The sequence below is a fragment of the Parabacteroides goldsteinii DSM 19448 = WAL 12034 genome, assembly GCF_000969835.1.
GTDB classification, from domain to species: domain Bacteria; phylum Bacteroidota; class Bacteroidia; order Bacteroidales; family Tannerellaceae; genus Parabacteroides; species Parabacteroides goldsteinii.
Genome location: NZ_KQ033914.1, coordinates 124,777 through 142,109 on the forward strand (window position 1 = coordinate 124,777; position 17,333 = coordinate 142,109).

Here is a 17,333-nt window from a genome sequence, read left to right on the forward strand (position 1 = left end):
TTTATGCTGTGAAATTTTGAGTAAATTTGTGTGCCCATTCTGCATGTTCTACTGCTTCGCACATCATTATCAATAATCCGAGATATTCTAAATGTTTATCATCAGTGACATTGTATTCCTTCAATATGTCCATATAACGTCCGATATACTTTTGTATGTCATACTGTGATAAATTCTTACGCAACTCTACGTATCCTTCGATGAATGATGTCTCTATTTCATCTTTTAGAGCAACTGAAGACTCATCAGCCTTAAGAAACAGAAGACAGAATACATTCAGCAAACTAAGGACAGGGTTGGGTGAAAGGATACCACGTCGAATAAGACGGATTGCACCCCTAAGATGCTTTACATTATCTTTTGGAGACGATACTCCCTCACTATTGACTATCCTCATGTACTTCAACAATATGGATTGGTCAAAATCCTTGCCATTGGAAGCATCTAAATTAGCAATGCTTCCTGTAAAGAACCATTCTTTCCCGGATTGTGTGTCATCAACAAGAGAATAAGAACGGCCTGCATCATCCTTGTATTCATGACGGGCATATTTTGAATTGAAATAATAATAGAGAGTATCTTTCAACTCTTCATTCATTGCCAACCAGTCTGTGCCGTCTGAAGTTGCTTCCTTACAGAATTGTTCGATATCTTCAATGGCCTGCTTCCTTTTAGTCGCAATTTTTTTATAAATAAATTGCGTCAAGAAAAATAGACAATTTGCTATTTCTGTCCCTTTATAGCGTTTGCAATATGCTATCTGGGCATCGGCTCGTCTTTCGTTATAATAACGCATGAAGAATTGCTTTAATCCCTCATAATATGCGCCATCCGATTTCTTACGCGTAACGATTCTAAACTCTTGGTTTATATAATCTTGTGTAAAATCCTCGATAAGGCCGATACAGCACATACGATAAATTGCCTTCATCAAGGCCGCTTGATACTGCTCTTGATTAAGAGACCGTAGTTGCTGAGTGTTTTCTTTTGGTGAGCGTGGTTGTTGGGTTATCGGGCGCAGATTTGCCTGACGCAAATATTCGTCTAGTGTTTCTGAGTCTTTCGATGGATAGCGATATGATATATACGATATAACCGCTTCCCCGTCTTTGGCTTGAATTAGCTTAGATATAAAACCTGATACAGTTTTGTTTTGACGAGAAAGGGCATCCGTATCTTCGGTAATGGCTACTTGATGATTCATAAGATAATCCATGACAGTCCATTCGGTCATCTCTCCAAGAAAATTTCCGTCATAGAAAAATTTATGAACACCAAAGTCTACTGGTACAGGAGCCATTAGCCGTGTAAATTCGTCCTGCTCATTAAACACCCTATCTGAGTAAAGCACAACAGCAAGAGCCATTTTTCTGTCACGTCCGGCTCTCCCGGCCTCTTGAACAAATGCTTCAAGTGATCCGGAATGGTTAACATTGAGCGTAAAACGCACATGAGGCTTGTCTATTCCCATGCCGAACGCTTTTGTTGCAACCATAATGTTTGTCCGATTCTGAATGAATTCATCTTGAGAAGCTGGGTTGTCTCCGCCGACAAATTCACTTACATCGTTTATATTGAGAACTGCCTTGAGTTGTCCGGCAATTCCTATGCGGGAACCATTATGAACTCCAAGTGTACCTTGTCGATGAGGACAAAATATAATCGCAGACGAGGAATCGTGAGGATTTGTATACCATTCACGGTTTACTTCAACATATAAATCCCGCGACAATAGATCTTGAGCAAGTTTCGAGGTCGGTTCAATATTCTCTCTCTCAATAAAACGTTGTTTGATACGCTCTATATTTTGGGGCAGTTGCAATTCTTGTAAGGATGAATAAAATACATCCTTTACAACTTCAGGACAGGCCATGTTTTTTACGGAATAAACACCCCATTTGTCATGAGCAGTTTCATCATCAACCTTTACGATTCGATATTGTAGTTCGAGACGATTAGTATTTTCGTATCGAATAGTAGCTTCCGGATCAAGAGGAAATGCGTTATTGCCAGACAATTCTCGTTCTACATCCGCCAAGACATCGAATGACGCGGTTGCGGTCAACCCCATAAGGGTAACATGATTTCGTTCCTCGTCGTCTGATTGTTTTGGCAGAACATATTGATATAAGTTGCGACCAAGATGTAAATATGTAAAGCGAAAATCATGCCCCCATTCAGATACACAATGAACTTCGTCAATTACTCCATAGGAGAAGTAGACGTGGTTGTCGGCCATTGCTCTTAGGCTTTCTCTGAATTTAAATATGGCAAGACGTTCAGGAGAAAGAAATACAAACAATAGTCTGGATTCTTTCATTATATTCTCACGCTCAGCCTTATTTTGGACTGTGGAATTGATAAATGTGCAGTAGTCAATGCCATTTTTCAAAAGACCGTCATATTGATCCTTCATCAGCGACATCAAAGGGTCAATGACGAGAGTGACACCCGGTTGAAGCAGTGTGGCAATCTGATACGTGAGAGATTTACCCCCTCCGGTTGGTAAAAGGCCGATAACACTTTTAAGCTGTAAGGCACGAGATATTATCGGAAGCTGACCCTCTCGGAAGTTTTCTTTTCTGAAGAGCAACTGAATAAAATATCGGAGGTGTGCAACATTCTCTTCAATATTATCGTGGGTGCCTTGTTGATTAAGTTTCGTCAGCGGCTTATAAACTATGCGGTCAGTAGTATAGATATATCGCTCTGAGTATATGTTTTCGGAAGCCCTAACGTTAAAGTAACAACTGTTTTCAGCTTTGAATTGAGAGAACTCGACTTCACGAGGATTTGATTTTTCGTTAAGTGAGAAATCTATTACAATGTCAAACGTTTGGTCGGTAAGCTGCTTGCATGAATCGGCATAAACATTTGCTTCGAGGTGGAGTCTCGAAGTAGAATATTTAGAATTGATTACCGAAAGATTGACTTCCGGGAATTTCATTTCGGAGAAATCTTGTGAAGCCGAAGCTAAATGATTGAGCATTTCGCTCAGTTCATGCAGAGCGATAGCTGCGCATGGCACATCGGCTTCTTTCACTAACACATTCCAAATATCTTTATCAAGAGAAAGATGATTGGTGAGGAGGGCTTCCAAAATGGTTTTTTCAATCCGAGCAACCGCCAAAGGCACATCTTTAACGAGTTGAGCGGATTCACTGCTCATGCCGTTATTCGGAATGTAACGAATTCCGCCATACTGTGACTCTTCATCATCTTTAACTCCGGCATTCAGTACGTCTGACAAAAGATTTTCAAGCCACGGACTTGCTTTTGTCGGGAGTCCACGCTCTACGATATTGTTAAGGACTGCAAGAATCGGGTTTACATCATCATAAACGCTTGCTCCAATATCGAATGGCGCCAGCACCTCAAACGCCGTTTCAAGCGGAGCTACATCAAGGATAGACATATCAGACCTGTACGCAGCAAAATATTGTTTTGGCGCATAGAATCGATATGGGATAAGGATTTGTTCACCTTGATCAACTCGATATTTGAACCCTCTTATAAAGCACCCAAATGTATATTTGTTATAATCGGTGCGTGTGAAAAACTCTGTATTTCGATAACTTGAAAAGTAAGCGGATGAAGGGAGTTGAAAGTAACGACAAAAAGCATTTATGCGATCTTCTCTACGATTTGCAGGTCCTATACACAATACATAATGCTTATGGCCTGTAGAAGTAATAAGCTCAGCAAGTTTTTTCAAGTCAATAGTCTCGATGTCGAGAATATTTGAAAAAAGATGTATTGTTATAGGTTTTTCGTATTCAATATCAGATATACAATCAAAGTCGAGCGGTATAGTCGGAGGCAGGCCGAGATGACGTGTAGTAATTTTAACCTCAGGAGTTGCTAACGATACATTCAACTTTGCTCTGTTTATAGCAGCGGTTGACGGTTCTATGAGCGTAATTTTTTTGATATTCTGAATAAGATTACGCTCTCTCATCTTTTCAATAAAACACAATGATGCCAGACCTTGCCCACAGCCCCAATCTACCACCTCAATGGATTCTCTAAGTTCTGCGAAGGGTAAATCCTCAATAGCGCGAAACACCTTGCGCTTGTGGCTTTCACCGTAGGCGGCGATGTAGCAGTTTAAGCCGTCCTCAGTTCTTAAAAGGCTGACACCATGATTTACCTCAGGATGTAACCAAGGATAAGGGTATTGTTGATATTCCGAAGGCACCAACGATTTAGCGGTATCGATAACGGCATCAATCGTCAATGGGTTATATTTCGATATTATATCAGAATACATATCACTTTCCTGTTATAGTGTCTTGGAGAGGATTTGCCTTGTGTTGCTGCCAATTTCTCACCGCAACCTCTTTGCTTGAATTGGCATAGCAATACTCACAGAGATGGGGGCAGGTATTGTACTCGCCTATATCTTTGCTTTTCATGCAACCACAAGCAATGCGTTGTCCCTTGTCTCTATTGTTTTGATGAATGACAATATATTTGCCATTGCCTATATCTACCGCATCTTCCGGAATATCTACCGGCTCAAATTCGGCAAATAAATTGTCCGAATGAGCGGTGTCGAGAACTTCTGCGCCCAAGAATTTCAGTAGTTCGGGCGAGTGAGACCCGAAACGCACCATTAGTCTGTCATCGACACAATGGTTGTGTTCTACTTCGGGAAGATTTGCGATTTCACCGCAGGTTGCAAGGATAAAATTCCAACCTTTACGCTTGTTGAGATCAACAAGACGACCTGCAAATTCAAGCATCTGCTCTGGAGTCCAATCAATGTAATTGATATGGCTTCGCTCAAGGTTGGACTTGACTTTCCGATAAGAAACGATGTCGGTGAAACTGAAAACGAGTTTTTCTGTAAACCCTATAAGCTGGTCACCAATTTTTTCAATCTTGGATAATAGTTTATCCATATCTATCTTATCGGTAAGGATAAGAGGGTCAAACCGCCAAACGACGGCACCTTTACCAAGTTTCTCTACGAGGAGTTTGAATGTTTCGATACGTTCTGTGAGCGGTCTAACCCCTGGTTCCAATCCTTCTTCTTCATAATCGTTAAGTGTGTACTGGACATAGCATCCAATACCACGCGACTGTAAATAATCCAGGTGTCTAAGGAGAGGTCGCGGGTTTTTCGACCAAAACACGATGAATTTGGTATTTGCATATCCGACATAGCTTTTGACTCCGTTGAAAGGATTAGTCCATGCTGAATATCCGGATTCCAACCGATTAAAGAACCAGTCGGCATAGAAAGCTGGAATATCGGTGCTTCGGCTTGCCGAAACCACAACGGGGAAAGTCGCCTTTGCTACTTCTCCATTGTCAAGAGTAACGAATCTATCTTCTTGTTTCTTTGCCATATTTACGTTTTATTGACGAAGCATTATCAGATAATAGAAGTCCTGATCTCCTGGTAGATTGTTTATTATGAAAGAAACCACGTTACCCTTCTGTTTTGTGATTTGAAAAAGGGAAACATACTCCTTACCAGAGGACATTACTGCCCATGAATTATTGATTTCTGCCGACGCGAACTCGTTCCCATCTGCATCGTGATTGTATGAAAAGTCCGGAGCTAAGGAAAGATTGGTTTGGATAATACCTTTTGATTTCAACGCGCCTATGTCGGAAAAATCAATCATAATATTTCCATTGTTGACGGTGCGAATCATCGTGGCGGTTACTTTGTCTTCCAGTTCGATTTGCTCAGATTTCTGATTATAATATTGTCTTATAACCGTAACATCAAAACTAAATTTGAATGGGGCCCCATAGCTATTGCCTTGACAGAAGGCTGTGAAAATTGTGAGTTGGCGTTAGAGTTCGCGGTGATTTTAACGGGTGCAGAGGCATCTGATTTACGATACTCCAAGTCAACATTCCGGTCGAACATGTGAAGCACGCATTTTACGACCTTGCCTTTGTCGTAATAAACAGTAAAGCCGTAGTCGCGATAGTCAACCTCTTGCCAACCGAAAGGCGTTTGAACTTCGATGGGAAATCCGCGAAGTTCGACTTTTTCAGCGGCTTTGCTGATAATACGCATCGGCTTATCTGACATATTTGGTTTGCCAAGATCGTCATTATAGACCTTGATGATATACCCATCGCCAGGATTAAGTTTATAGCCACGACATCCATTAGTATTCTTTTCGACACTAACAGTTCTTATACACTGTTGCAATCCCATAACCTCAGAGCCGTTCTCATATCTCTGATGACAATCGGATTTGAACGCAAACGGTGTTATTGTTGGGGGCAATGTGCCAGCTTGTGATTGTATAATTTTTTGAGATGCCAGTTTTGATGCTTGCTTGTCAGAAACAGTCTGACAAACCGACTGCTTAGTTTGCTCATCTTTTTTCTTGCCAAATATGAAGTCTAAAAATCCCATTTGATATTTGTCGATTTTCGTTTTTTAATTAAAAAAGTGGGCCACCATAGCTACGTCTTAATTGGAGGTCCTGAGAAAACCTGTGAGCAGATGTAACAATAGTAGCCCACGCTATCGCGTGAGAGCCACTATGCCATCTTTGCTCTTTAGAATTTCTCAGGTTCCCAATTACAAGATTAGCATATAGCTTCCATATGTCTTGAAGATAAGAGGTTCTTTCTTCAATGCAAAATTAGCTAATTTCCCTGATATTACAATCGGTTGTGCTTAAAAACAGGAAGTTTGAAGTATCGTTAGTCGTAAAATTGTGCCGAGTTGCTCAGCTTCCGCGACTTCTATCTGATGACGCTGTGTGCAAATATTGTTGCTATTTCTTCATAAATTCGGCTATGAGAGGCAAGGACATGAAAAATTGCAGCGTATTTTATCGGATTTGTGTCTAATGATTGGGATTTAGCAATGGGATTGCACGAACTTTGTAGCCACAAAACAAATAAAATATGAATACCAATCAGAATAATACGGCTCTCGAACGGAGTGATGTAGATATAAAAGCGTGGATGGAGGAGCATCCGCGTGAATATGGCGAGTTTGCCGCCGCTATGGGCGAGGCTGACTTGTTGGAGGTGTTTTTTATGGGGCAGTCGGCATTTTCCGCTTCGTCTGAGTTCCAAAAGCGGCTGGAGGATATGATCGACCTCGACAATCTGGACTTGGAGGAACTTCTGAAGACTCTCCGGGAATCGGGCTATGCCCGTATTGTACTGAGTGGGCAGCCGGAAGATAGCGAATGGGAGAAATACCGGATGCCATTTGCCGCATGGCTGAAATATGGACGTTCTCCGGAAATGTTGGTTGAGAATATCGAAGATACCGCGCAGGCGGTTAACAATCGGCAGTACCAATGGCAGCTCACAAAGTTCTTGAAGGCATTTATGACCCATGAGATTGAGAACAATCATCGAACCCGAAAGGAGTTGAAGGAGTTTCTGGACTTCCGGAAATGTGTTGATAACGGAGATTTGGCAGACTGGGTATTGGGCAGCATTGATGAATCAAGGCCAACTTCCAAAGTTTCAAAGGGAAAGGAATTTGTGTATGACTTCACTTCCCTTTTGTCATCTCACGACAGTGAGACGGTCAGGCGCATCGGCACATGGACGCAGACACATATCAGTGGGATCGATATTGCGCATCTATATATAGCACTTGTGGAATCCGGCGAACTTGATGCCGCCAGACCCGTAAAGCAGTTTGCCGGGATATTGGCTGCTACTTTTCCGGAAAGCAAAATCGTTGGCGAGCGACAGGTTCAGAAAAGTGTTAATGCTCTCCAAAGCCTGTCTCCCAATCGCAAACAATATGTCAAGGACGAACCGGAACACCGCTTTGCAATCAACAAGATAAAGGCTGAAATTCTGCTGATAAATCCTGATGAAGTTAACTGAAATAAGCCCTTTTCGATTCGTTTGATTCGTTCCAGTGTTCGCGAACTTAACGAACCGTCATTTCTTTTCAATCCAATAAATTACGCTATACTTTTGCGTCACCGTTCCATTTCGGAGCGGTGACGTTTTCGCTTTGTGCCGTCAGCGGAATCGTCATAATTCAAACGGCAATCGAAATCAATATGCAAGACTTTTTAGATATGCTTAATGAAGGTCGCGCTCATGTCAAGGTTGAGATGAGTGCCGAAGATCTGAAAGCCTTTTCAGATGACCTTATACGCCGGGCCAAAGATGAACTCGGCTCAATGGTCGAGGCAGCGAAGAAAGAACGAATGCTAACCAAGGCAGAGGTAAAGGAACTGTTCGGGGTATGCGACGCCACACTCTGGCACTGGGCCAACAAGGGAATCCTCAAACCGGTGAAGACCGGAAACAAGGTGCTCTATCCGGAATATGAGGTACGCAAGGCTCTTGGACAACGCAACATCAAACTCTAATAGTCATGAGTTATAACAATAATAATCGCCGTCACCGTCCAATCACTCCTGCGTGTGGCTTATATGAAGATGAACGGCATGATTCTGTCAAGTCCGACAACGAATCGGCACCGTCATTTCCACTTGAAGTATTCCCCATTGCAATCCGTAATATAGTGGAATCTCTGCACCGTTATGAGAATTATAATATCGACTTTACCGCCGCGTCGTTCTTGACTGTTTTTGCCGCAGCTATGGGGAACTCATGGTCTGTACGCTTCATGACCGGATGGGTCAGCCGCCCCATTATCTATATCGTGCTTGTCGGTTCGCCGAGCTGTGGCAAGACTCCCCCGTTGCAACTGGCCGTGGCTCCATTGCTCAAACTTGATGGAGAATATGACCGCATCTTTTGCGAGGAGATGAAAGCTTACCGCAAGTGGGAAAAGATGTCGGCAAAGCAGCGGGAGAAACTTTCAACGCCCGATGAAATGGATATGCCTCGTCGCAAATGTCATGTCGTGGTCGATTCTACCGTTGAGGCTCTGATTGCCGCCTTGCGTGACAATCCGCGTGGAGTGCTTATATACAAAGATGAAATCGACAGTCTTCTATCCAACTTTAACAGATACAACGGTTCTGATGAGAGCTATTTCCTCAGTCTGTTCAGCGGCACACCTTTCAAGTATAGCCGGAAGTCAAATAACGAACATATATTCCTCTCCAATCCTTACTGTTCAATCATTGGTTGCACACAACCCGGCTGTCTGGCAGAACAATTCGGAGGAAAACGTCTGATGAACGGTTTTTCATCACGGTTCCTGAAAGTTTATCCCGAAATAACCACAATGCCGTCATGGAACGACAGCACAATGCCTAAGATAGTACTTGATGACTGGGAAAGAATTATCCGAAAGGTCATAAACTTGGTTCCTGATAAAGGCCCGGAGGGAAAAACAATCTCAAAGGAGCTGCTTTTCTCAAAAGAAGCCAAAGGCATGGCTATCCGCTGGAAGGAGGATGTCAACAAAAGAATGTATGAGACGACCGACTCAGATTCTGTCAAGGCACTCTGCGGAAAACTTGAAACCTATCTGATTCGGTTCAGCCTAATCATTCAGGTTATGCGTGGTGTATGCGGTGAGTCCGAAATGGACGAGATTGAAGCTGACAGTGTGGAACGGGCCATATTGCTCACCGAATATTTCAGAAATATGGAAACACGCATATTTCCGGAAATTGAGACCGGCGTTCTCGACAACCGATATACCGTACTGCTCGGCAATCTGCGAGACACGTTTACCACATCACAAGTCATAGAGGAAGGACGCAAACTCGGCATATCGGAATCCTCGGTCAAGAGATTTCTGAAAAATGGAGGTCATGGTTTTATCGCAAAGGATGCTCACGGCTGCTACCGCAAAATCTAAAAGTAGCATTGACACTTTCAACTTTTGACACTTTGACACTTTCGGTTTTTTGCAATATCTGGTGAGAATCCAGTTGGCTCACGATATTATTTGGAGATAGAGCCTGTTATGGGCAAGATATGCCGATTGTGTCCACAACGGCAATCCCGCCTCCCCGAAGGTGAGGGTAAATACCACTCGAAACTCGCGGTCTTATCTATCGGGGTAAAAGATAATGCCATGATGCGCTACTGTAAACATGACATTATGGGATAAGGAGACTATGGCTTTTTGTCTGTATCCATTCATGAGATAAAAATACTATGGCGCCAAGACTTCATGACATCAAATAAATCATACATACAATCATAATAACATATAGACAACATCACTATGTCTGATAAAAAGACTATCATAATACGTTTCCGCGTGAATGAGAAGATTCACAAGGAAATGCAGACCAAGGCAGATAAATATTTCAACGGCAACCTAAGCGCATTGATTCGTTGTGCCACCCTCCAATACAATGAGAAACAGAGTGCTGACCGCGAGAATCCTCAGATGATTGCCCTGTTGAACTCTGCGCTAAAACTTATCGTCAGAATTGGAACCAATTCCAATCAGGTCATCAAGCACATCAATGAACAACAGAAGATGTTTCCGCACTCTTTGAGAACTGCGGACTTTGTACCTTTCAACCAATTCTGCGATGACTGGACCACAGTGAAGGATATGCTGAAATATCTGTATACTCTCATAACCATCTCCGAATGATAGTCAAGAAACTCAGCGATGTTTCCGGCACCGGATTCCCGGGCGCACGCTATAACGAAATGAAGGTAGCGGCAGGCTTGGCACACCTCATGACGATGGAGAACGTGAGCATAGAACTGCGTCATAAGATTGAGGTGCTTCATAAATTCGGGCTTGATGCAGCCGTAGAGGTTGAGCGTTATCTTAAGGATTGCTCAAAGACATACGGCAATACAGCAACTACACGATTTCAGTTCCATGTGTCGGCATCGGTCAAAGGGAAGATTATGTCAGCCGAGGAGCTGACTGAGTTTGCACGCGAGTTGATGAATGAGGCAGGATATGGCCGTCAGCCATACTTCGTATATTATCACCGGGATACGGACAACAACCATGTGCATATCCTGTCGACACGAATCAGGCCCAATGGCTTTCCTATACCTGATCACCATGACTATCGACGGCTGAACGCCTGCGCCAACCGTATATTATCCTCCGACATTGAGAATGACATGGCACGCATCTTCGCCTATGACTATGAGACCGAAGGACAGTTCGCCAATATTGTCAAGGCGCATGGTTATAAGATGGAGAAATCACTTGACGGCTACCGTCTTTTCAAATGCGGTGGCGAAGCGGGGAATGTCTCAATTGGTGATATTTTCGCCCACACGACAAATAACAGCCGGAAGCGAAAGGAGCGTTTAACTCAGCTGAGAGCCATAATCAGAAGGTACAAGTCGGAAATCAAGAATGGAAAATGTCAAAAGGTCGATAATGTCAAAAGGTCAGAGGGTGGGAAGAAAAAGCCATTTTCTGCAAAACGGAATCCAGACATCAGAAAATTGCTCGGCAGCGACGGAAAGACGTTGAGCGAGGAGACTCAGGAGAAAATTCAGCAGCTTCTTGATGTGTTGAAATCTCGCTTCGGTATTGACATTTATTTTCAGAAAGACAGGACCGGTCAGGTCCGGGGTTATGGAATTGTTGACCATGCCGTGAAGATAGCCTTCGACGGTAGCAAGGTGATGAAGTTGTCGGAGCTGATTGACTTCACTCCGCAGCAAAAACGCAAGCCTTCACCGCTTGACGTTTACCGCACTCTTTTAACTGTCGAGATCTGCAGGGAGGGCTTAAACGACTATATACGAATCCACACGAAAGATGGTGAAACATATCAAAAGGGCATATCCATGCGGCAGTATTCCTGGTATCATGGAGTGAAGCCGGAAGAACGCGAGGATGTTGGCTATATGATAGCCGCCACGATGTTGTCTGAAGAGATCCTTGCTGCCTATCTGAAATTTAATCCAGTCAACAACCTTACAGAATCAATCAAATCAGTGGCAGTAATCAGACACCGCAACGGAGGACAGGCATTGAGAATCACAATGGCTGACGGTTTCTCAACATCGATCAATACCATGACCCAAGAAGAAACCAGCCGTTATAAAGCAATGCCACCATCAGAACAGCAGGAATATCTCCGTGAACTTGCAATCGCATATCTCACCCATGAGGATGCCCGAACCATTACCCGCAGAATCAAGGAGCAGACATTGTCTCGAACAGGCGCAAGAGTGCTACCAAACCGTCCACAGGACTTTCCGGAGCAGACAATGAGGATATTTGCCATGAATCTATCAGCCGCCATTTCTTCCCTCAACGTCAACACAGCTCACGGCATAAATCGTGAATGGGAGGTCGGTCACCGCTCCCGTAATGATGACATCGACAACAGGCAATCCGGCACGAATCTTTCAATGTAGCAGATACCAGGCAGTATAACAATAGTGACTATTCCGACCCATCACGCGGATAGTCACTATATTTTTACGGGAGATTTAATGTGGAGTGAATCGGAGTTAGGGTTAAACGGATTCTTTTAAAAGCATTTAATCAAGCCGATTTAAGGTGATTTATAGCGGTTTAGATAGTGACTATTGTAGTGACTTCGGGTGATAGTGACTAAAAGAGAAATCGCCAACTCTTTTGGAATTAGCGATTTAACTTTCTTAGAGGTGGTGCCACCAGGAATCGAACCGGGGACACAAGGATTTTCAGTCCTTTGCTCTACCAACTGAGCTATGGCACCGTTGTTTTGTTTAACGGGTGCAAAGATACGGACTTTTTTTTAATATGCAATAGTTTGGTGGAAAAAATGATAAAAATTATTCATTAAGTGAATTCCAGCCCTGGGCTTTCAGTTCAACTTCTCCACCGTCACGGCCTACCAGATAATTGCCCAGTTCGGGACGGGTGATGTGACCGATGACTTTAACTCCCTTCATTTCAGATACTTTGTCGTGGACGGTTAGGGGAACGGTGAACAAGAGCTCATAATCTTCGCCGCCATTCAAGGCTGCCGTCGATAAATTCATGTTGAACTGCTCTGCCATAGCCGCTGTCTGGTAGTCGATAGGAATGCGGTCTTCGTAGATACGGCAACCTACATTGCTTTGCTTTGATATATGAAGTAATTCGGAAGAAAGGCCGTCCGAAATGTCCATCATGGAGGTAGGAACAATGCCGGCTTTGTCAAGCAACTCGATGATGTCTTTGCGGGCTTCCGGCTTTAACTGGCGTTCCAGTAGATATTCCTTGCCGGCGAAGTCGGGGGTAAATTCTTTTTCTCCTTTAAATACCCTTTTCTCTCTTTCAAGCAACTGCAAACCCATATAGGCGGCTCCCAAGTCTCCGGATACGCAGACAAGGTCGGTATCTTTAGCTCCGCTACGGGTGACTATTTTTTCTTTTTCACCTTCACCGATACACGTAATGCTGATGCACAGGCCGGTCAATGATGCGGAAGTATCACCACCTACAATGTCAACTCCATAAATATCACAGGCCAGTTGGAGGCCCGAATAGAATTCTTCCAGTTCTTCTACCGAAAAACGTTTGGATATACCGAGGGAGACCGTTATCTGTTTCGGTTTTCCGTTCATCGCATAAATATCGGAGAAGTTGACGACTGCTGATTTATATCCCAGGTGTTTTAGCGGAACATACGTCAGGTCGAAGTGAATGCCTTCAAGTAAAAGGTCGGTTGTTACCAATACCTGCTTTTCCTTATAGTCTAGTACTGCGGCATCATCGCCAACGCCTTTTACTGTACTTTCGTTTTTTAACTCTATCTTTTCTGTAAGGTGGCGGATTAAACCAAATTCGCCTAATGTTGCAATTTCTGTTCTTTTGCTCATCTTTTATTTATCGTAACAAATTATCTTTATGGAAAGTTGTTATATGTTTTTTGATTTCATCGTCAAATTTCTTGTCCAGGCAGAATTCGATGGTAATCGGCAAATAATACATGCACGTTTTCCAATCTTCCGGAATGTGCGGATTATCCAATAGCCGGGCGGCATCTTTTTCTGTAACCAGAATGTATTTGGCGGATGACTTCATTTTATCAAAGGTATTTTTAATGCGTCGTATATCGGATTTTTCAAAGGCATGATGGTCCGGAAAAATCAGCGGTGTTACCTTGTCGGAAAACTTTCCGACTTCTTTGATGAACCCTTCGGGAGAAGCGATGCCGGATATAACCAGCAGTTCGTCTTCTTTTTGAATGTCTTTCCGGCTGAGCGGTTTGCCCTGATTCCCGAATACCGGTTTAATTTCATCGTAAGCGATATGCGTGAAGTGGATGGACTGGTGGGCCAGCAACTTCATGTTTTCTTCAATGATGCGGTACTCGATAGGTTTCATATCTTCCTCGCATTTGGTGACGATAACCATATCTGCCCGGCGTATTCCGCAGATAGGTTCACGCAGGCGACCGGCGGGGAGTAGCTTGTCGTTGTAGAACAAACGATGGTAGTCAGTCAGGACGATGGAGAATGAAGGGACGACGTAACGGTGCTGATAGGCATCGTCAAGAAGGATGACTTGCGGACGCTGTTCTTCAGGAAGAGCCAGCAGCTTACCGATACCTTCGCGACGGTCGGCATCTACGGCCACGAGAATATCGGGAAACTTATGTTTCATCTGATAAGGTTCGTCACCAATCTCGTGGCTTATGCTTTGCTCGTTTGCCAGAATAAAACCGGAAGATTTTCGTTTATATCCCCGGCTGAGCACGGCTATCCTGTAATCATCCTTTAATAAACGGATGATATATTCGGTATGGGGTGTTTTCCCCGTTCCTCCCACAGCCAGATTCCCAATACATATAATAGGTATAGGATATGACTCCGAAGACAGCAGTCGCCAGTCGAACAGCTGATTGCGGAACCGGACTCCTATTCCATACAGGAAGGAAAAGGGAGAAAGCAGAGAGTGTATTTTTATGTCGTTTTCTGTCGGCATCTCGGATTATAATGGTTTAACATCATAAGGAAGTCGCGCCTGGACTCCGGTTGTCGATTTGATATTATTCAGTGTTTTGAAATACTCATATTCTTCGCCCAATACACTTTTTACGACAGAAACTTTTACTTCACCGAGCTGTTTTTCGATGAATTCTTTCCAGAAATCTTTGGAACCGGAAACATAAGTCAGGCTGTAATCAGTCAGGTCGGCTAAAGAGGCAGCAGTCTCGATAGCTTTATCTATACCTCCGAGTTCGTCAACCAGGCCACGTTCTTTTGCTTGTTCGCCGGTCCAAACGCGTCCTTGTCCTATTTCGTTGATTGCTTCCTTGCTCATATCGCGGCCATCGGCGCAACGGGTAATGAATGTGTCATATCCTCTCTCAACAAATGATTGAATCAGGACTTTTTCATCTTCACGCATCGGACGGCTCATGTCTCCCAAATCTGCGTATGTATTTGTTTTTACAATATCGGTAGTAAGCGACAGTTTATCGAATAAACCCGTTACGTTCGGGAAAATACCGAAAATACCGATAGAACCGGTAAGCGTGTTGGGTTCAGCTACAATTTTGCTGGCGGCACACGAAATATAGTAACCTCCCGAGGCGGCTACATCGCCCATGGAAACAACAATCGGCTTTACTTTTTTCAATTCAATGACCTGGCGCCAGATTTGTTCGGATACGAAGGCACTTCCACCTGGTGAGTTGACACGGAAAACAACGGCTTTTACGTTTTCATCATTTTTTAACTTGATAAGTTCGGAAGCTACTTTCTCCGTAATAGCCTGTTCCGTATTATAAGGTGAAGAGGGAGTTTCGGGTTTGATTTCGCCTTCTGCATACAGGATTGCTATACGGTCTGCCTTTTCACGACTGATGGTTTTGATGCTTTTCATATTTGAGAGGCTGGCAGTCTGTAGGCGTTTGTCGCTTTGTCCAGCCAGCTCTTTTACGAATTCTTCGGCTTCGGGACGGTATTTCAATTCGTCTATCAGGCCGCATTCGACAGCTTTTTCGGCCGCAGCGAAAGCATAGCCTTGATTGGCAAAATTATTGATGTCGGCAACCGGGATTTTTCTGGATTCGGCAATGCCGTTGGTTACATTGTCCCAAATGGTACTTATATATGATTGGATTTGTTCACGGTTGGCGTCACTTAGTTTGTCGAGCATGAACGGTTCAACAGCGCCCTTGTAAGTTCCGACTTTAAATATCATCATTTCTACGCCGACCTTTTTTAATAAATCTTTATAGAACATCGTTTGTGAAGCCATTCCGACAAGTCCTAATGTACCTTGTGGATTCAGGAAGACTTTATCGGCAACAGAACATAGATAATAGCAACCCTGCGTATAATTGTCAGAATAAGCAACAATGAATTTTCCGCTTTCTTTGAAATCGTTTAATGCTCTACGTATGGCCTCGAGACTGGCAGAACCGGTGCTAAGACCTTTTGCTTCTATATATATACCTTTAATATTTTTATTCTCTTTGGCAGTCTGGATAGAGGAAAGAATATCTTTTAATGAAAGAGACTTATCTGTTTCACCCATCAGCATAGCGATTGGGTTTTCTTCGGTATTGTCGGAGAGGTTTCCTTCAAGCGTTAATTTATATACGGTATTGCTTTTTGGGGTGTAATCAGGAGTACTGCCTACATTGGCTGCAATACCAATCAGAGTGAATACAAATACAATGGAAATCAGGCCAACAGCAACAAAAACACCTAGTGCTGAGGCGAACATCATTTTAAAAAATTGTTTCATATCTATATTTCGTAAGTTTTTATCAGACAGCAAATATAGTTAACTTATTGATACTAACCATTCTTTTACCTTGAATTATTTCGGGAGATATGTCTATTTGCTGTTAGAACTTTGGTATAGACTTTATTACTACCTATTATAGCAAAGGCAAAAGGGCCAGGTGGGGCTATATAGATACCTTTTTCCTTCCTTCGTTTTCTGTATATACTTGTATATAACTCAGCCCGGCTACAGTATAAGTGATTCGTTTGATATATATCAAACGCAAAGAAGACATATATGCTTTATTCATTTGATAATAGTGTATTATTCATTCGATATATATTGAACGAATAAAAGAAAGGGAAGTCGTGTCCTGAAATAAGTTGACAAAAACCTAAAGTAACCGTATAGTCGAATCGAAAGATGCGGGTAGTACCGGTAAGTGAGGAATATTTTTTCAGTCTTCTTTGTGCGTACATTATATTACAGTGCCTGCCGTGAAAAAATAAATGAAAAATAGTTGGTAAAAAGTTTGGATCGTATATAGTAATCTACTACTTTTGCACCCGCATTCGAGAGAGAACGGCGCACCAACATGATGAAAGAGGTAACCTGAGGAAAGGGGATGAGGTTAGAGGTTCTAAGCAAAATTCCAACCGCCACAGCGACTCAAAAAAAACCTTTCAAATTTTCTTCTAAAAAATTTGGTAGTTAAAAAAAAGTCCTTACCTTTGCAGCCGCAATCGAAAAGAAAGCGAAAGTTCTTTGAAAGATTTACATATCAACAAGTAGT

12 protein-coding genes and 1 tRNA gene are annotated in these 17,333 nt (G+C 42.9%); 5 read left to right on the top strand and 8 right to left on the bottom strand.

From position 1 onward, the window contains the following. Position 1: 1 nt before the first annotated feature. The 4 genes from HMPREF1535_RS23110 to HMPREF1535_RS25680 are packed head-to-tail and all read right to left on the bottom strand — an operon-like array spanning position 2 to position 6,388. A complete protein-coding gene (locus HMPREF1535_RS23110; RefSeq protein WP_046147755.1) occupies positions 2–4,270 on the bottom strand; it encodes a DEAD/DEAH box helicase in 4,269 nt (1,422 codons plus the stop codon). A 1-nt stretch (position 4,271) separates the two neighbouring features. Further along, a complete protein-coding gene (locus HMPREF1535_RS23115) occupies positions 4,272–5,354 on the bottom strand; it encodes a DUF1848 domain-containing protein (protein WP_046147756.1) in 1,083 nt (360 codons plus the stop codon). Between the two features lie 9 nt (positions 5,355–5,363). Further along, a complete protein-coding gene (locus tag HMPREF1535_RS25230) occupies positions 5,364–5,666 on the bottom strand; it encodes a hypothetical protein (RefSeq protein ID WP_052716779.1) in 303 nt (100 codons plus the stop codon). A 59-nt stretch (positions 5,667–5,725) separates the two neighbouring features. After that, positions 5,726–6,388: a hypothetical protein gene (locus HMPREF1535_RS25680; RefSeq protein WP_052716780.1), complete on the bottom strand. Its 663-nt coding sequence runs from the start codon at positions 6,386–6,388 to the stop codon at positions 5,726–5,728. Between the two features lie 500 nt (positions 6,389–6,888). On the opposite strand from HMPREF1535_RS25680, the gene HMPREF1535_RS23125 reads away from it, so the two are divergent. The 5 genes from HMPREF1535_RS23125 (at position 6,889) to HMPREF1535_RS23145 (ending at position 12,243) form a co-directional block, all read left to right on the top strand. Beyond that, entirely contained in the window at positions 6,889–7,836 is a 948-nt protein-coding gene (locus HMPREF1535_RS23125; protein WP_046147757.1) for a DUF6043 family protein, read from the top strand. 182 nt (positions 7,837–8,018) lie between these two features. Then, positions 8,019–8,333: a helix-turn-helix transcriptional regulator gene (locus tag HMPREF1535_RS23130; RefSeq protein WP_046147758.1), complete on the top strand. Its 315-nt coding sequence runs from the start codon at positions 8,019–8,021 to the stop codon at positions 8,331–8,333. A 5-nt stretch (positions 8,334–8,338) separates the two neighbouring features. After that, the gene (locus HMPREF1535_RS23135) at positions 8,339–9,742 is read left to right on the top strand and encodes a DUF3987 domain-containing protein (RefSeq protein ID WP_052716781.1); all 1,404 of its coding nucleotides are present in this window, start codon (positions 8,339–8,341) and stop codon (positions 9,740–9,742) included. Positions 9,743–10,114: 372 nt separating this feature from the next. Then, positions 10,115–10,495 carry a hypothetical protein gene (locus HMPREF1535_RS23140; protein WP_046147759.1) on the top strand — a complete coding sequence of 127 codons (381 nt, stop codon included), beginning with the start codon at positions 10,115–10,117 and terminating at the stop codon, positions 10,493–10,495. Beyond that, positions 10,492–12,243 carry a relaxase/mobilization nuclease domain-containing protein gene (locus HMPREF1535_RS23145; RefSeq protein WP_046147760.1) on the top strand — a complete coding sequence of 584 codons (1,752 nt, stop codon included), beginning with the start codon at positions 10,492–10,494 and terminating at the stop codon, positions 12,241–12,243. Before HMPREF1535_RS23140 ends, HMPREF1535_RS23145 begins: the two co-directional genes overlap by 4 nt. Before the next feature lie 253 nt (positions 12,244–12,496). On the opposite strand, the gene HMPREF1535_RS23150 is transcribed toward HMPREF1535_RS23145, so the two are convergent. The 4 genes from HMPREF1535_RS23150 to sppA all read right to left on the bottom strand — a co-directional run bounded on the left by HMPREF1535_RS23150 (position 12,497) and on the right by sppA (position 16,558). After that, positions 12,497–12,569 (bottom strand) — tRNA-Phe (locus HMPREF1535_RS23150). Positions 12,570–12,645: 76 nt separating this feature from the next. Next, positions 12,646–13,677 (bottom strand): thiamine-phosphate kinase, encoded by a 1,032-nt coding sequence (gene thiL / locus HMPREF1535_RS23155; RefSeq protein ID WP_046147761.1) that lies wholly within the window; start codon positions 13,675–13,677, stop codon positions 12,646–12,648. A gap of 7 nt (positions 13,678–13,684) precedes the next feature. Further along, complete coding sequence (gene lpxK / locus HMPREF1535_RS23160) at positions 13,685–14,785, bottom strand: tetraacyldisaccharide 4'-kinase (protein ID WP_010800354.1); 1,101 nt, start codon at positions 14,783–14,785, stop codon at positions 13,685–13,687. 6 nt (positions 14,786–14,791) lie between these two features. Continuing rightward, positions 14,792–16,558, bottom strand: a complete 1,767-nt coding sequence (sppA, locus tag HMPREF1535_RS23165) for a signal peptide peptidase SppA (RefSeq protein WP_046147762.1) — start codon at positions 16,556–16,558, stop codon at positions 14,792–14,794. Positions 16,559–17,333: the final 775 nt, after the last annotated feature.

Excerpts from the sequence above, each read along its gene's own strand:
- HMPREF1535_RS23110 (WP_046147755.1), bottom strand. The coding sequence starts at position 4,270 with ATGTATTCTGATATAATATCGAAATATAACCCATTGACGATTGATGCC.
- HMPREF1535_RS23115 (WP_046147756.1), bottom strand. The coding sequence starts at position 5,354 with ATGGCAAAGAAACAAGAAGATAGATTCGTTACTCTTGACAATGGAGAA.
- HMPREF1535_RS25230 (WP_052716779.1), bottom strand. The coding sequence starts at position 5,666 with ATGATTCGCACCGTCAACAATGGAAATATTATGATTGATTTTTCCGAC.
- HMPREF1535_RS25680 (WP_052716780.1), bottom strand. The coding sequence starts at position 6,388 with ATGGGATTTTTAGACTTCATATTTGGCAAGAAAAAAGATGAGCAAACT.
- HMPREF1535_RS23125 (WP_046147757.1), top strand. The coding sequence starts at position 6,889 with ATGAATACCAATCAGAATAATACGGCTCTCGAACGGAGTGATGTAGAT.
- HMPREF1535_RS23130 (WP_046147758.1), top strand. The coding sequence starts at position 8,019 with ATGCAAGACTTTTTAGATATGCTTAATGAAGGTCGCGCTCATGTCAAG.
- HMPREF1535_RS23135 (WP_052716781.1), top strand. The coding sequence starts at position 8,339 with ATGAGTTATAACAATAATAATCGCCGTCACCGTCCAATCACTCCTGCG.
- HMPREF1535_RS23140 (WP_046147759.1), top strand. The coding sequence starts at position 10,115 with ATGTCTGATAAAAAGACTATCATAATACGTTTCCGCGTGAATGAGAAG.
- HMPREF1535_RS23145 (WP_046147760.1), top strand. The coding sequence starts at position 10,492 with ATGATAGTCAAGAAACTCAGCGATGTTTCCGGCACCGGATTCCCGGGC.
- thiL (WP_046147761.1), bottom strand. The coding sequence starts at position 13,677 with ATGAGCAAAAGAACAGAAATTGCAACATTAGGCGAATTTGGTTTAATC.
- lpxK (WP_010800354.1), bottom strand. The coding sequence starts at position 14,785 with ATGCCGACAGAAAACGACATAAAAATACACTCTCTGCTTTCTCCCTTT.
- sppA (WP_046147762.1), bottom strand. The coding sequence starts at position 16,558 with ATGAAACAATTTTTTAAAATGATGTTCGCCTCAGCACTAGGTGTTTTT.